Origin of the sequence: Streptomyces sp. NBC_00663, assembly GCF_036226885.1 — a bacterium.
GTDB lineage: Bacteria > Actinomycetota > Actinomycetes > Streptomycetales > Streptomycetaceae > Streptomyces.
In genome coordinates, this window is sequence record NZ_CP109027.1 from 4,702,041 (window position 1) to 4,716,465 (window position 14,425).

Annotated in this window: 14 protein-coding genes and 1 pseudogene; 6 read left to right on the plus strand and 9 right to left on the minus strand. The window is 70.5% G+C overall.

Features of this window, described 5'->3' with window-relative positions; all coding sequences use genetic code 11:
* Window positions 1-2 precede the first annotated feature (2 nt).
* Entirely contained in the window at window positions 3-389 is a 387-nt protein-coding gene (locus tag OG866_RS21450) for a cupin domain-containing protein (RefSeq protein WP_329336948.1), read from the minus strand.
* 52 nt (window positions 390-441) lie between these two features.
* Here OG866_RS21450 and OG866_RS21455 point away from each other — a divergent pair, with 52 nt between their 5' ends.
* Window positions 442-1,470, plus strand: a complete 1,029-nt coding sequence (locus OG866_RS21455) for a GlxA family transcriptional regulator (RefSeq protein WP_329336949.1) — start codon at window positions 442-444, stop codon at window positions 1,468-1,470.
* Window positions 1,467-1,964 carry an LURP-one-related/scramblase family protein gene (locus OG866_RS21460; protein WP_329336950.1) on the plus strand — a complete coding sequence of 166 codons (498 nt, stop codon included), beginning with the start codon at window positions 1,467-1,469 and terminating at the stop codon, window positions 1,962-1,964. Before OG866_RS21455 ends, OG866_RS21460 begins: the two co-directional genes overlap by 4 nt.
* A 7-nt stretch (window positions 1,965-1,971) precedes the next feature.
* On the opposite strand, the gene OG866_RS21465 is transcribed toward OG866_RS21460, so the two are convergent.
* Complete coding sequence (locus OG866_RS21465; protein WP_329336952.1) at window positions 1,972-2,775, minus strand: carbon-nitrogen family hydrolase; 804 nt, start codon at window positions 2,773-2,775, stop codon at window positions 1,972-1,974.
* Between the two features lie 182 nt (window positions 2,776-2,957).
* Between OG866_RS21465 and OG866_RS21470 the strand changes: the two genes are divergently transcribed.
* A complete protein-coding gene (locus OG866_RS21470; protein WP_329336953.1) occupies window positions 2,958-3,782 on the plus strand; it encodes a maleylpyruvate isomerase family mycothiol-dependent enzyme in 825 nt (274 codons plus the stop codon).
* A 97-nt stretch (window positions 3,783-3,879) separates the two neighbouring features.
* Here OG866_RS21470 and OG866_RS21475 read toward each other — a convergent pair whose 3' ends face one another.
* Window positions 3,880-5,175, minus strand: a complete 1,296-nt coding sequence (locus OG866_RS21475) for an MFS transporter (RefSeq protein ID WP_329336954.1) — start codon at window positions 5,173-5,175, stop codon at window positions 3,880-3,882.
* Window positions 5,172-5,867 (minus strand): GntR family transcriptional regulator, encoded by a 696-nt coding sequence (locus OG866_RS21480; protein ID WP_329336956.1) that lies wholly within the window; start codon window positions 5,865-5,867, stop codon window positions 5,172-5,174. Before OG866_RS21480 ends, OG866_RS21475 begins: the two co-directional genes overlap by 4 nt.
* A 184-nt stretch (window positions 5,868-6,051) precedes the next feature.
* Here OG866_RS21480 and OG866_RS21485 point away from each other — a divergent pair, with 184 nt between their 5' ends.
* Window positions 6,052-6,951 (plus strand): D-alanyl-D-alanine carboxypeptidase family protein, encoded by a 900-nt coding sequence (locus OG866_RS21485; RefSeq protein WP_329336957.1) that lies wholly within the window; start codon window positions 6,052-6,054, stop codon window positions 6,949-6,951.
* Between the two features lie 58 nt (window positions 6,952-7,009).
* On the opposite strand, the gene OG866_RS21490 is transcribed toward OG866_RS21485, so the two are convergent.
* On the minus strand, window positions 7,010-7,468 hold the full coding sequence (locus OG866_RS21490; RefSeq protein WP_329336959.1) for a GNAT family N-acetyltransferase: 459 nt from the start codon (window positions 7,466-7,468) through the stop codon (window positions 7,010-7,012).
* Window positions 7,469-7,545: 77 nt separating this feature from the next.
* On the opposite strand from OG866_RS21490, the pseudogene OG866_RS21495 reads away from it, so the two are divergent.
* Window positions 7,546-8,398, plus strand: a pseudogene (locus OG866_RS21495) (BRO family protein).
* An 81-nt stretch (window positions 8,399-8,479) separates the two neighbouring features.
* Here OG866_RS21495 and OG866_RS21500 read toward each other — a convergent pair.
* Window positions 8,480-10,105 carry a protein kinase domain-containing protein gene (locus tag OG866_RS21500; protein WP_329336960.1) on the minus strand — a complete coding sequence of 542 codons (1,626 nt, stop codon included), beginning with the start codon at window positions 10,103-10,105 and terminating at the stop codon, window positions 8,480-8,482.
* A gap of 336 nt (window positions 10,106-10,441) precedes the next feature.
* On the opposite strand from OG866_RS21500, the gene OG866_RS21505 reads away from it, so the two are divergent.
* Window positions 10,442-11,998, plus strand: coding sequence for a protein kinase domain-containing protein (locus OG866_RS21505; protein ID WP_329336961.1), 1,557 nt, complete (start codon window positions 10,442-10,444; stop codon window positions 11,996-11,998).
* Window positions 11,999-12,102: 104 nt separating this feature from the next.
* Here the strand turns inward: OG866_RS21505 and OG866_RS21510 are convergent, their stop codons facing one another.
* The 3 genes from OG866_RS21510 to OG866_RS21520 all read right to left on the minus strand — a co-directional run bounded on the left by OG866_RS21510 (window position 12,103) and on the right by OG866_RS21520 (window position 14,377).
* On the minus strand, window positions 12,103-13,119 hold the full coding sequence (locus OG866_RS21510; RefSeq protein WP_329336963.1) for a phosphotransferase: 1,017 nt from the start codon (window positions 13,117-13,119) through the stop codon (window positions 12,103-12,105).
* Window positions 13,120-13,211: 92 nt separating this feature from the next.
* A complete protein-coding gene (locus OG866_RS21515; protein ID WP_329336964.1) occupies window positions 13,212-13,634 on the minus strand; it encodes a pyridoxamine 5'-phosphate oxidase family protein in 423 nt (140 codons plus the stop codon).
* A gap of 77 nt (window positions 13,635-13,711) precedes the next feature.
* Window positions 13,712-14,377: a response regulator transcription factor gene (locus tag OG866_RS21520; protein ID WP_329336966.1), complete on the minus strand. Its 666-nt coding sequence runs from the start codon at window positions 14,375-14,377 to the stop codon at window positions 13,712-13,714.
* Between the last annotated feature and the right edge of the window lie 48 nt (window positions 14,378-14,425).

The window sequence follows — 14,425 nt, forward strand, 5'->3', positions numbered from 1 at the left end:
AGTCAGCTCAGCGCATGCCCGGTCGTCGCGTCCACATGGTCCGGTACCTCGTCGTGGCGGTCGCCGACCGTGAGGGTGCCGGTGGGTTCGAGGAGGAGGATGGCGGTGGGGGTGGGGGCGTAGGGCTTGTGTTCGATGCCGCGGGGGACGGTGAAGACCGAGCCCTTCGGGAGGGTCACCGTGCGTTCGCCCGTCGACTCCCGCAGGGAGATGTGCAGTTCGCCCTCCAGGACCAGGAAGAACTCGTCGGTGTGGTCGTGGACGTGCCAGACGTGGTCGCCCTCGACCTTGGCGATGCGGACGTCGTAGTCGTTGACGGCGGTGACGATGCGGGGGCTCCACTGCTCGGTGAAGGAGGCGAGGGCGGCGGAGAGCGCGATGGGTTCCATGAGGTCATCGTGCGGGGTGCCGCAGGCGGTTCACGAGTGCTAGGAATTGCGTATGCCGCAAGGATCCTCTCAGCCGCCTCAGCCGCCGCACCCGCGTGTCCCGCCCCCGCACCGGGTCGCCGTGATCGTCGACGAGGGCACCAACCCGTTCGAAGTCGGCGTCGCCACCGAGCTGTTCGGGCTGCCGCGGCCCGAGCTGGGGCGGCCCGGGCCGCTGTACGAGGTGACGCTGTGCACGCCCACGCGCGCGGTGGACATGAACCACGGCTTCTTCGCGATGACCGGCACGGCCGGTCTGGACGCCGTGGACGGCGCCGACACCCTCGTCGTCCCGGGCCGCCCCGACAACGTCGTACCGCGCAGCGCCGAGGTCCTGGACGCCGTCCGCCGCACCCACGCGCGCGGGGCACGCGTCATGAGCTTCTGCACGGGAAGCTTCGCCCTCGCCGAGGCCGGGCTGCTCGACGGGCGCCGGGCCACCACGCACTGGATGTGGGCCGAGACGTTCCGCGCCCTGCATCCGCGCGTACGCCTTGAGCCCGACGTGCTCTTCGTGGACGAGGGCGAGATCCTCACCGCCGCCGGCAGCGCCGCCGCTCTCGACCTCGGCCTGTACGTCATCCGGCGCGACCATGGCGCCGAGGTGGCCAACGCCGTGTCCCGGCGCCTCGTCTTCGCCGCCCACCGCGACGGCGGGCAACGCCAGTTCGTGGAGCGGCCGATCCCGGAGGTGGCCGACGAGTCGCTGGGGCCGCTGCTGGCGTGGGCGCAGGAGCGGTTGGGCGAGCCGCTGACCGTGGCAGGCCTCGCGGCCCGCGCGGCCGTCTCGCCCGCCACCCTGCACCGCCGGTTCCGGGCCCAGCTGGGGACGACGCCACTCGCCTGGCTGACCGGGGAACGGGTGGCGCTGGCCTGCCGGCTGATCGAGCGGGGCGAGGAACGGCTCGACGTGGTGGCCGCGCGGAGCGGACTCGGCACCGCCGCGAACCTCCGCGCGCGCGTGCGGCGCGAGACCGGCCTCAGCCCGTCGGCCTACCGGCGGCGTTTCGGACCGGCTGCCGGGGAACCGGTCATGGCATGAGATTCCTCGTACGCGACCGGCTGCTCGGCTTCGGCGACGACTACTGGATCGAGGACGACCAGGGCAACAAGGTCTTCCTCGTCGACGGCAAGGCCATGCGGCTGCGGGACACCTTCGAGCTGAAGGACACGCGCGGGCGCGTCCTCATCGACATCCGCCAGAAGATGTTCGCGCTGCGCGACACGATGGTGATCGAGCGGGACGGCGAGCCCCTGGCGCGCATCAAGCGCAAACGCCTGTCCCTGCTCCGCAACCACTACCGCGTGTCCCTCGCCGACGGCAGCACCGAACTCGACGTCAGCGGCAAGATCCTCGACCGGGAGTTCGCCATCGAGTACGACGACGAGCTCCTCGCCGTCGTCTCGCGCCGCTGGCTGCACGTCCGGGAGACGTACGGCGTGGACGTCGTGCGTGAGGACGCGGACCCGGCGCTGCTGATCGCGGTGGCGGTGTGCGTGATCCACCTGGCGGAGAAGGAACGCGAGGAGGACTGAGCGCAGGCTAGGAGGCCGGCCGGCGTGGGGTCTCCAGGCCCAGCATGCGGTCCTTGAGCGCGGGGAACTGCTCGCGGGTCGCCGCGACCTTCCCGGGGTCGAGCTCGACCGTGAGGATCTCCTCGCCGGCCCCCGCCTCCGCCAGCACCTCTCCCCAGGGGTCGACCACGATCGAGTGACCGGCCTGCGGAACTCCCGCGTGGGTCCCGGCCGTTCCACACGCGAGCACGAACGCCTGGTTCTCCACCGCCCGCGCCTGAGCCAGCAGCGTCCAGTGCCCCCGGCGGCGCTCAGGCCAGCCCGCGGGGACGACCAGGGTCTCGGCGCCGGCGTCGACGAGGCCGCGGAACAGTTCGGGGAAACGGAGGTCGTAGCAGGTGCCCAGACCGAGGGTGGTCTCGGGCAGACGGACCGTCACCAGCTCCTGGCCCGCGCCCATCAGCACGGCCTCGCCCTTGTCGAAGCCGAAGCGATGGATCTTGCGGTAGGCGGCGATCAGATCACCGGAGGCGGAGAAGACGAGAGAGGTGTTGTAGAGCGTCCCGTCGTCGGCGCGCTCGGGGATCGAGCCCGCGTGCAGCCACACGCCCGCGTCGCTCGCGGCCTTCGCCATCGCCTCGTGCGTCGGCCCGTCCAGCGGTTCCGCGTTGCTGTCGAACCCCTCGTAGGCGAAGGCGCCCGTGGTCCACAGCTCGGGGAGGACGACGAGATCGGCGCCCGCCTGTTCCCGTACCAGGGAGGCCACCCGCAGCCGACGTGACTCGACCGATTCGTCCTCGTTCACGTCGATCTGGATCAGAGAGGCGCGCACACTACCACCGTCCTGGCATTCGAGCCGTTCACACGGGCCTACGATCGTCACACGAAAGCACTGCCGGGGTGCCTCACAGCAGCGTAACTTAGCGTTCCAACACACCCGCTCAGTGCAGCCACCTCCCGCTGGCAACGCCGCCACCACCTGCCCGTGTACCGACCGCCGAGGGGTCCCGTTCCGTGAGTCTGCATCCCACCCTCCAGCCCTACGCCGACGCCTGGACCCACTCCATCGAAGCGATATCCGAGCTGGTGACCCCGCTCGTGGAAGGAGAGTGGAACCGGCGTACGCCGTGCCCGGGCTGGTCGGTCCGTGACGTGGTCTCCCATGTCATCGGTCTGGACTGCGAGATGCTCGGCGACCCGCGCCCGATCCACACGCTCCCGCGCGACCTGTACCACGTGACGAACGAACAGCAGCGGTACACGGAGATGCAGGTCGACGTCCGCCGTCATCACACGGCGCCGGAGATGACGTCCGAGCTGGAGTACGTGATCATCCGCCGCAACCGGCAGCTGCGCAACGAGTCGCGTGAGCCGGGCTCGAAGGTGCGCGGCCCCTACGGCAGCGAACTGACGCTCGAGGAGTCCATGCGTCGGCACGCCTTCGACGTCTGGGTCCATGAGCAGGATCTGCGCGCCGCCCTCGGCCGCCCGGGCAATCTGGACTCGCCCGGCGCGCACATCGCCCGGGACTACCTGCTCGCCGAGCTGCCCGCCGTGGTCGCGGAGAAGGCCGACGCCCCGCGCAGTTCGGCCGTCGTCATCGACGTCCACGGCCCCATCGAGTTCCTGCGCACGATCCGCGTCGACATCCAGGGCCGCGGCACCCTCGAAACGGCCCCCGCTCTCGGCCCCGCCGCCACCCTCACCCTCGACTGGGAGACCTACGTCCGTCTGGCCTGCGGCCGGGTGACCCTGGACGCGGTGGCGGACCGGGTGAAGGCCGAGGGCGAGCCGCAGCTGACGGCGGCGATACTGAGGAACTTCACGGTGACGCCGTAACGGCACCTCTTCAGCCGACCGGGTCGGCGGTGGGTGGGCAAAGGCCGGGGGGTCTGGGGGCGGAGCCCCCAGGGCCGCCCACACCGACGCGCCCCGCTCACGCGGGAACGTGCACTGTCTCCACCCGGCTCGCGACAAGCCGCTCCCGCTCCCTGCGGATCGCCCGCTTCCGCAGCCGCAGGATCTGGCTGACCCCCACCGCCTGAAGCACGAACACCACGGAGAACGCGATCCGGTAGTTGTCCCCCGTCGCGTCCAGCAGCACGCCCACCGCGAACAGTGTCGTCATCGAGGCGACGAACCCGCCCATGTTGGTGATCCCGGACGCCGTGCCCTGCCGCTCCGGCGGGTTCGCCGGGCGCGCGAAGTCGAAGCCCAGCATCGAGGCCGGCCCACAGGCTCCGAGCACCGCGCACAGCACCACCAGCAGCCACATCGGCGCGTGTGCGCCGGGGTAGGCCAAGGTCACCGCCCACACCAGCCCCGTCGCGCCCACGGTGCCGAGCGCCAACGGCAGCCGCGCCTCGTGGTGCCGGGCGACGACCTGGCCGTAGACGAGCCCGACGAGCATGTTGGACAGCACGACCAGGGTCAGCAGCTCGCCCGCGGTCGCCCGGGACAGCCCCTGTGCCTCGACGAGGAAGGGCAGGCCCCACAGCAGCAGGAACACCATCGCCGGGAACTGGGTCGTGAAGTGCACCCACAGCCCGAGACGGGTCCCCGGCTCCCGCCAGGACGCGGCGATCTGGCGTCGTACGTAGGCCGCGCCCTGGTGGGGAAGCGGCTCGGGCTCGTAGCCCTCGGGGTGGTCCTTGAGGAAGAGGAGCAGCAGCACCAGCACCACCACGCCCGCGAGCGCACTGCCCGCGAAGGCGGCCGTCCAGCCGACGCCGTGCAGCAGCCGGGCCAGCACGAGGGTGGAGACGAGGTTGCCGGCCATGCCCGCGAGGCCGGCGAGCTGGGCGACCATCGGGCCGCGCCGGGCGGGGAACCAGCGGCCGCCGAGCCGCAGCACACTGATGAACGTCATCGCGTCACCGCAGCCGAGCAGCGCGCGAGAGGCGAGGGCCATGCCGTACGAGGGGGAGAAGGCGAAGCCGAGCTGTCCCGCCGTGAAGAGCACGACCCCGATGGTCAGCACCTTCTTGGTGCCGAGCCGGTCGACAAGGAGGCCGACGGGTATCTGCATGCCCGCGTAGACCAGCAGCTGGAGGATGGAGAAGGTGGACAGCGCGGAGGCGTTCACCTGGAAGCGGTCGGCGGCGTCGAGGCCGGCCACCCCCAGCGACGTACGGAAGATGACGGCGACGAAGTAGACGGAGACGCCGATGCCCCAGACCGCCATGGCACGCCGGCCGCCGGGCGGATCGGCGGGCAGGGCCTGGGACCTCATCGGACCTCACCCCGCGCGAGGTGCGAGAACCACTCCACGTGCCCGTGGATCAGTCCGACGACCGCCTCCGCGTCGCCGGAGCGCAGCGCGTCGAGGATCTGCTCGTGCTCGGCGAGGGTCTTGGTGATGCGGTCGGGGTGGGCGTGCATGACCGCGACACCCATCCTCAGCTGCCGGTCGCGGAGCTGGTCGTAGAGGCGGGAGAGGATCTCGTTGCCGCCGCTGCGGACGATCTCGGCGTGGAAGCAGCGGTCGGTGACGGCGGCGCCGGCGAGATCCCCCGCGGCGGCCTGCTCCTTCTGCCGCGCGAGCAGCTCCTCCAGGCGCGCGATGAGCTGCGGGGACGCCGGTACGGCCTTCCGTGCGGCGTGTTCCTCGACCAGCTGGCGGGTCTCGACCACGTCCGCGATCTCCTGCGCGGAGACCGGCAGGACCAGTGCGCCCTTCTTCGGGTAGAGCTTGATCAGGCCTTCCACCTGCAACCGCAGCAGCGCCTCCCGCACCGGGGTCCGCGACACCCCGACGGCCTCGGCGAGCTCGCCCTCGGTGAGGAGCGTGCCCCCTTCGTAGCGGCGCTCCAGGACGCCCTGCTTGACGTGGTCGTAGACCCGGTCGGCGGCGGGCGGCTGCTTGGCGGAGGTGGGGCTGGGGGCGTCGGCGGGGGCGGTGGCGGCGGGCGGGGCGGAAGGCATGCGCACAGCATAGATACAACACGTACGCATAAGAGATCCGTTCCACCATGCGGACCGCGACATTCGCCCCAGCGGCCGCACAACCTTCTGTGCTACTTACGTGTCACACACATGCGGCCCCTTCATCTTTCCCCTCCAACTCGGCCGCATACCAGGCGAATTCGACGTATTCGGGGTATTTCAGTTGACAACCGCTACCAAGGGCCTCCGTGTCCGCAGAGCCGCAGCCGTCGCCCTCACGACCGGCGCGATGCTCGCCACCGGGGCTCTCACCGCGGCGCCGGCGCAGGCTGTGACCACGCCGACCATCACCGCCAAGGGCGGGTACCTGATGAACAGCGCCACGGGCAAGACCCTGTTCACCAAGTCCGCCGACACCAAGCGGCTCACCGCGTCCACGACCAAGGTCATGACGGCGAAGGTCGTGCTGTCGCAGTCGAACCTGAACCTGGACTCCAAGGTCACGATCAAGAAGGCGTACAGCGACTACATCGTCGCCAACGGCGCCTCGTCCGCGGGTCTGATCGTCGGTGACAAGGTCACCGTCCGTCAGCTCCTCTACGGGATGATGCTGAAGTCCGGCTGTGACGCCGCGATGGCGCTGGCCGACAAGTACGGCTCCGGCACCACGGTCGCCGCCCGCACCAAGAGCTTCATCGGCAAGATGAACACCATGGCCAAGAGCCTGGGCATGACGAACACGCACTTCGACTCGTTCGACGGCATCAGCAAGGGCTCCAACTACTCGACGCCGCGCGACCTGACGAAGGCCGCCCGCAGCGCGATGAAGAGCTCCACCTTCAAGACCGTCGTCAAGACCAAGTCGTACACGGCCAAGACGGTCACGAAGACCGGCTCCACGCGCACCATGGCGGCGTGGAAGAACACCAACACCCTGCTCGGCTGGAACGGCACGCTCGGCGTGAAGACCGGCTCCGGCACCGAGGCCAAGTACTGCCTCGTCTTCGCCGCCACGCTCAACGGCGAGTCGGTGATCGGCGCGGTCCTCACCGCGTCCTCCGAGGCCAACCGCACGGCGGACGTGAAGAAGCTCATCAACTACGGCTACGCGAAGATCAGCTGACGCGTAGACGTGAAGCAGTGAAGTGAGGGGGCCTGCGGCGGCGGGCCCCCTCACTCATTCACCGGACCGGCCAGAAGAACCGCCGCTTCTCTTTCGCCGTGGCCCCGATCCGCCCGTAGAACCGGATCGCCCCGTCGTTCCACACCGGCGTCTGCCACTGCACATGCCCGAGCCCGAGCCGCCGCGCCTCCTCGCGCACGGCGTCCATCAGCAACTCCCCGATGCCGAGCCCCCGATGCCCGTCCCGCAGGAACAGGCAGTCCATGTGGAGGTACTCGACCCCGTCCCAGGTGGACACCTCGGCGGAACAGGTGGCGTACCCGACGACGGGCCCACCCTCTCCCAACTCGGCGACCAGCCCGATCAGTCGAGGCTCGGGCTCCCCGAACAACAAGGGCTCCAGCCGCTCGGCCAGCCCCTCGGCGGGCGGATCGGCCTTCTCATAAACGGCATGCTCGGCGATGAGGGCGACAAGCTCCGGAAGATCACCGACGCGCGCCCGCCTGACGTTGGTCATCGGACCATGATGCCCGCTCGGCGAATCGTTCAGCCCAGCCAGTCATATCTACAGGGGCCCGCATCCGCAGGCTGACGATGCCGGACGGGGCGCACTGGTTCCCGGCGGTGGACGTCTGCAAGCAACTCGGGCACACCAACCCGCAGAAGGCACTCTCCGACCATGTGCCGGACGACCAGCGAGAGATTCTCGAGACCCTAACTGGAGGTTACGGTCTCAGCATTCCCGCAGGTAGGGAGTGGCGCCGAGACCTGAATGTCATCTCTCTCCAAGGTCTCATCCTCCTCGTCAACGCCTGCACCAAGCCGGCCTGCGCCCCCTTCAAACAGTGGGCGGCCGAGGTGATCGAGACCATCCAGCGAGAGGGTTCCTACACCCTCGAAGAGGCCGAGGTTCAACCCACCGAGCCGGGCGCCCCGATCGCGTACGCGATGCCGGAACAGGTCGCGGAAGCCATCGTCCGGCTGGAAGCGCACAACCTTCAGCTCGACGAGGAGCTCGCGAGCGCACAGCGTGAATCTCTGGCTCTGCAAAGGGAGATGCTGGAGATGCAGCGGGCCACGCTCACCGCGCAGCAGGCCATCGCCCAGGCCATGGACCGCATCGCGAACCGCCTCGACGTCCTCGCCGTCGACCGGCCGGCGCCCACCGCCGACCTCGCCGCGCACCCGACCACGGAAGCCGTACTCGCCGACTGGCGGCAGCGCCTCTCCGTGACGTCGGATGTCTGGTCCGTGGCTGTGGTGATCGCCCCCGTGCTGGTCGAGGAGGGTGAACTGCGACAGCCGCTCGCCTCCATCGCCGCCCGTACCGGACTCTCGGTGCACCCGCGTCAACGAATGCCTGCGCCTGCTGCGCAAGCACGCCTGCATCCACGCCCGGGGCGGCACCGAGGACGGAACGCCGGTCTACGTGCTCAAGCGTTCCTGACCGGCCCAGGAACGGATGAAGGGGCGGCCGCAATCCGAACTTGCGGCCGCCCCTTCGGTTTTCAACCTACCGTCTCAGCGGCTACGCCGGGTTGCCCGTGGAGATGTCGAACTGGATGTCCACGTCCTTCGGGTCGACGTCCGTGCCGGCCTTGGGGGATTGCCGGATCACGGTGCCCTGGCCCCAGGTGTTCTCGTCCACGGGGGTCTTGTCGTAGTGCCAGCCGGCAGCCTTCAGACAGGAGAGGACCGAGTCCCAGCTCTTGTAGGTGAAGTCCGGCACCTCGATCTTGTCCGGGTCGTTGTACGACTCCTGCGGGTCGGTGCACTCGCTCTTGTCGACCGTCCGGTTCGGGTCACCGGACCGGTACCCCGTCGGATGGGACGAGGCCGAGGTGCTCGCGCCGTCGCTGCCCTTGGCGTCGTCGTCCGAGCCGCCGTTCATCAGCAGGGCCGCGATGAGGCCGCCCACCGCGATGACGGACACGATGATCGAACCGAGGATCACCGGCTTGTTGTTCTTGCCGCCGCCCGTCGCGGGCGGGGCCTGCTGGGGCGTGATGTTGTACGGCGGCGGGGTGCTCTGCGCGTACGCGTTCGGCGCCGGCGTCTGGTAGCCGCCCTGCTGCGGGTAGCCGTACGCCGGGGACGGCGCGGGCGCCGGGGTCGGGGTGCCGTACGGGTTCGGGGTGGGGGCCGGCTGGTACGGGGTCTGGACGTTGTTCGTGGCCGGCGGGGGCGTCTGGCCGACCGGCGGGAAGACCGCGGAGCCGACACCCGCGCCGCTCGCGGTCTGGGCGCCCGGGACGATGCTCGGCGGTGCCGCCTGGAAGGAGGCCGCGACCCGCAGGCACTCGTCCCGCATGGCCTCGGCGCTGGGGAAGCGCTCGTTCGGGTTCTTCTTCAGCGCGCGGGCGATCAGCGCGTCCACGGCCGGCGGGAGCGCTCTGTTGATCGAGGAGGGGGCGACCGGCTCCTCCTGCACATGCGCGTACGCGATCGCCAGCGGCGAGTCCGCCTCGAACGGAAGGCGCCCGGTGACCAGTTGGAAGAGCATGATGCCGACCGAGTAGAGGTCGGAGCGGGCGTCGACCCCGCGGCCCAGGGCCTGCTCGGGGGAGAGGTACTGCGGGGTGCCGACCACCATGCCGGTCTGCGTCATCGACGTCACACCGGACTGCATGGCGCGCGCGATGCCGAAGTCCATGACCTTGACCACGCCGCGCTTGGTCATCATCACGTTGCCCGGCTTGATGTCGCGGTGGACCAGGCCCATCTCGTGGCTGATCTCCAGCGCCGCCAGCACGTCCGCGGTGATCTTCAGCGCCTTGTCGGCGGGCATCGCGCCGAACTGCCGTACGTCCTCGTCGAGCACCGAGCCCAGCGGGCGGCCCTCGACGTACTCCATGACGATGTAGGGCATCGTCATGCCGTCGAGGCTGTCCTCGCCGGTGTCGAAGACGGAGACGATGTTGGTGTGCGTGAGCTTGGCCACGGCCTGGGCCTCGCGGCGGAAACGCTCGCGGAAGGCCTGTTCCCGGCCCAGCTCGGTGTGCAGGGTCTTGATCGCGACAGGGCGGTCGAGCATGGTGTCGTGCGCCAGGTGCACCGAGGCCATGCCGCCTTCGCCGAGCAAGTCACGCAGCTGATAGCGGTTGTTGGCGAGTGCCCGCCCCGCGTACCGGCCGTGCGCGCCGTCCTGGCTCATCTTCCGCGTCCCCCATCGGCCATCAGGCGCCGGCCCGACTGTCGTTGATCGAATGGCTCATTCCCGGCCAAGTCTGCCCCACGGCACTGACAGGTCAAGCCGGGTGCCCGTTCCGTGACCGTACGCGAAAGAAGCGTCGCGGAAGCGTTACAGGGGGCGTACGGCCGGTACACAGAATTTGCACGACAGCGCGTGCTACCGCTTTTATGACCGGTCCGTCTCGGACCGGCCCCCGGGGTCTTCCCGGACCGGAGGCTTGCGCGGAGGCTGTAGCGTGGCCGACGGAGACCGTAACAACACCGCGCGCACCGCGGGCAGAAACGACGGCGAGGACTGATGGCACAGCAGCAGCGCGCTCAGGGCCCGTCCGACCCCGAGGCGACTGGCGGCGGGATGTCGGATGCGCCGGAGCTGTGGGGTAACGGCGGACTGGTGGGGGACGGCCGCTATCGGCTGACCCGCAGACTCGGCCGGGGCGGCATGGCCGAGGTGTTCGCGGCCGAGGACGTACGGCTGGGCCGCACCGTCGCGGTCAAGCTGCTCCGCGCCGACCTCGCCGAGGACCCCGTCTCCAAGGCCCGCTTCACGCGCGAGGCCCAGTCGGTGGCCGGTCTCAACCACCACGCGATCGTCGCCGTGTACGACTCCGGCGAGGACTATGTGAACGGCCAGGCCGTTCCGTACATCGTCATGGAGATCGTCGAGGGACGGACGATCCGCGATCTGCTGATCAACGCCGAGGCGCCCGGGCCCGAGCAGGCGCTGATCATCGTCTCCGGTGTCCTGGAGGCGCTCGCCTACTCGCACCAGCACGGCATCGTGCACCGCGACATCAAGCCGGCCAACGTCATCATCACGCACAACGGCGCGGTGAAGGTGATGGACTTCGGCATCGCCCGCGCCCTGCACGGCGCGCAGTCGACGATGACGCAGACCGGCATGGTCATGGGCACGCCCCAGTACCTGTCGCCGGAGCAGGCCCTCGGCAAGGCCGTCGACCACCGCTCCGACCTGTACGCCACGGGCTGCCTGCTCTACGAGCTCCTCGCGCTGCGGCCCCCGTTCACGGGTGAGACTCCGCTGTCGGTGGTCTACCAGCACGTGCAGGACATCCCGACCCCGCCCTCCGAGGTCTCCGACGCGACTCCGCCGGAGCTCGACGGCCTGGTCATGCGCTCGCTCGCCAAGGAGCCGGACGACCGGTTCCAGACGGCCGAGGAGATGCGCGGTCTCGTCCAGTACGGGCTCCAGATGCTGTACGAGCAGGGCGGCCACACCGGCACCTGGAACACCGGCCCGGTCGCGATGCACGACGGCCGCAACACTCCGTCCGCGGGCTTCGCGAGCACCACGGTCATGGGGCACCCGGACCCCGGCGCCTCCGGTACGACGCAGATCCCGCAGCAGATCCTGCCCCAGAGCTACGGCGGCGGGGACGACGGCGGCTTTGAGGGGCACGGCAACCGGGGCAGCGGCCGCGGCAAGCTGTGGATCCTCGCCGTGTTCGCGGTGATCGCCATCGCGGCGGGCGTCGCGCTGGCCCTGAACGGCGGCGGCGGAGACGGGGGCGGGGCCGGCACCACGCAGTCGCCGACCACCTCGCAGACCACCGACGACGAGACGGCCAGCGAGTCGCCGAGCGACGAGCCGACGGACGACCCCACCGACGAGCAGACCGACGACGGCACGGGCAACGGCGGCTCCTCCTGGACCCCGTCGTCGACGCCGTCGTACACGCCGTCGGCGACGCCTTCGGACACGGCGACGGAGCCGACGGACGAGCCGACGACCGAGGAGCCGACGGACGAGCCGACGGACACCGCCGAGCCGACCGACACGGCGGAGCCGACGGACACCAGCGGCGGCGACACGGGCAACCCCGACGGCACTTGAAGGCCGGGCCTGCCGACCGGCGGCCTCTGACCTGACCTCCACGCGCGCGTACGGACCGGAGACGGACCGTACGCGCGCGTGCTGTTTGCCGAGCTCGTGACCGCTCACCCCGCGAACGCGTCGCACACCGCCTCGTACTCCTGTGTCCACCACACCGCCAGCGCCGACGACGCCGGGAACTGGGGGTCCGCGCGGGTGTCGCCGCGCTCGTAGTGCCAGCGCAGCATCCAGAAGTCGTTGAGCCGCTCCCACCACACCCGGTGCACGGCCGCCGCCAGCTCCGAGGGCGCGGCCCCGGCCGCGCGCCGGTACGCGCGCGCGTACGCCCGTACCTTCGGCAGGTCGAGCGCCCCCGCGGGCCGTACGAAGAAGATCGCGGCGGCGCGTACGACCTCCTCCGCGCGGGGCTGCACGCCGAGCCGGTCCCAGTCGACGATCGCGGCGGGCGCGTCCCCTTTGTAGAGCAGGTTGAACGGGTGGAAGTCGCCGTGCACCCAGCCCGTGGCGGCCCCGCGCGGCGGCCTGCGGTGGGCGTGCCGCTCAAGGAGGGCGCGCCGTTCCAGGAGGCGGTGGCGGGCCAGCTCGTCGAAGGAGTCGGCGGGGCGGTGGCGGTGTACGCGAGTGAGCAGGTCGTCGATGACGGCGAAGGTGTCGCTGGGGTCGGCGCTCCGAACGGGGTGGGGGCTCGTGGCCGGACGCGTGCGCGCCTTGGGTGGCATGACGCGCTCCAGGGCGGCGTGCACGGCCCCCAGGAGGGCGCCCAGCCGTGCGCACTGCTCCGGGGTGAGCTGGCCGCCGTGGCGGTGGCGGCCCTCGACCCAGGGGTGCAGGGCGTAGGCGTGCCCGCCGACGACGGCGACCGTACGGCCGTCGCGGCCGGCCAGCGGTGGGGCCACGGGGACCCCGAGGTCGGCCAGGCGCTGGGTGGCGCGGTGCCGGCGTTCGATGGCGGCGGGGTCGGCGGTGTCGGGGTCGAAGTGGTGCTTGAGGAAGTAGCGGCCGCGGGTCGTGCGGAGCCGGTAGCCGCGGTTCAGCAGCCCTTGTTCGACGGGTTCGCAGGTGACGGCGGAGCCGGCGGCGTAACGGCTCAACAGGGCGCTCAGCGGGGGCGCGTGGGACACGGGGGGTGGTACACAAGGGCGCGGCACGCGCCAGATGCTAGGGCACCGAACGAGGCTGTGAGCTGGGCGTTGTCACAGACAGTCGCTTTCGGTCACGGCATGTGCGCGAAGTGACTTTCCAGGGCGCCGTCGGTGGAGTGCACGGTCCCGAACTGTGGCTCGACGCGCAGATAGACGGGCTCGTACGGCTCGCCGTCGACGACGCGGGGCGCCGGGCCGAACCGTTCGCGTTCGGCGGGCGTCGGCTCGTGCGCGGCGCACTCCCCGACGATCTGCACCGACCACAGCCCCTCCCCGGGCCGGGCGGTGCTCAGGTTGTCGGCTCCGTAGGCGACGACGTGCCCGATGCACGCCCGGTGGTAGCCGCAGCTCCTGGGCAGCCGCAGCAGCACCCGGCCGTCGGCCACGAGGTGGCGGGCGAAGGCGAGGAAGGGCAGGGCGCGCATGCTGGTGGCGACCCGGCCGTAGTCGGTGCGGGCGAGCAGGTCGACGGCGCGCTGTTCGTCGGAGGGCATGACACCAATGTCGGACGTGAGCGCCCCTCACGGGAGAGGTCTTTGGTCCTCAAAGAGCGTTGACGCCGGCAATGCCCTCAGCGCCGTTCCTGCTCCACCTGCATCCGTGTCACGTACGCCGCCGCCTGCGACCGCCGCTCCATGCCGAGTTTGGACAGCAGACTGGACACATAGTTCTTGATCGTCTTCTCGGCGAGGTGCAGCCGCTCGCCGATCGCGCGGTTGGTGAGGCCCTCGCCGATCAGATCGAGGATCCTGCGCTCCTGCTCGGTGAGGTGCGCGAGCCGGTCGTCGCTCTTGGCACTGCCGCCGTCCCGCAGCCGCTCCAGCACGCGCGCGGTGGCCACCGGGTCGAGCAGGGACCTGCCGGCCGCGACGTCCCGTACGGCGGAGAGCAGCTCGTTGCCCCGGATGGCCTTGAGGACGTATCCGGCGGCGCCCGCCATGATCGCGTCGAAGAGCGCCTCGTCGTCGGCGAACGACGTCAGCATCAGGCACTTGATGTCCTCGTCGCGCGACCGGATCTCCCGGCAGACCTCCACCCCGCTGCCGTCCGGCAGACGCACGTCCAGGACGGCGACGTCGGGCCGGGTGGCCGGGATCCGCACCAGCGCGTCGGCCGCCGTACCGGCCTCGCCGACCACCTCGATGTCGTCCTCGACGGAGAGCAGCTCATGGACACCCCGGCGGACCACTTCATGGTCGTCGAGCAGAAATACGGTGATTTTTCCGTCTTCACGCACGCGGCAAGTCAAACACAGAAAGTCTTCCGGTGACCTGGGTCGCCGGGA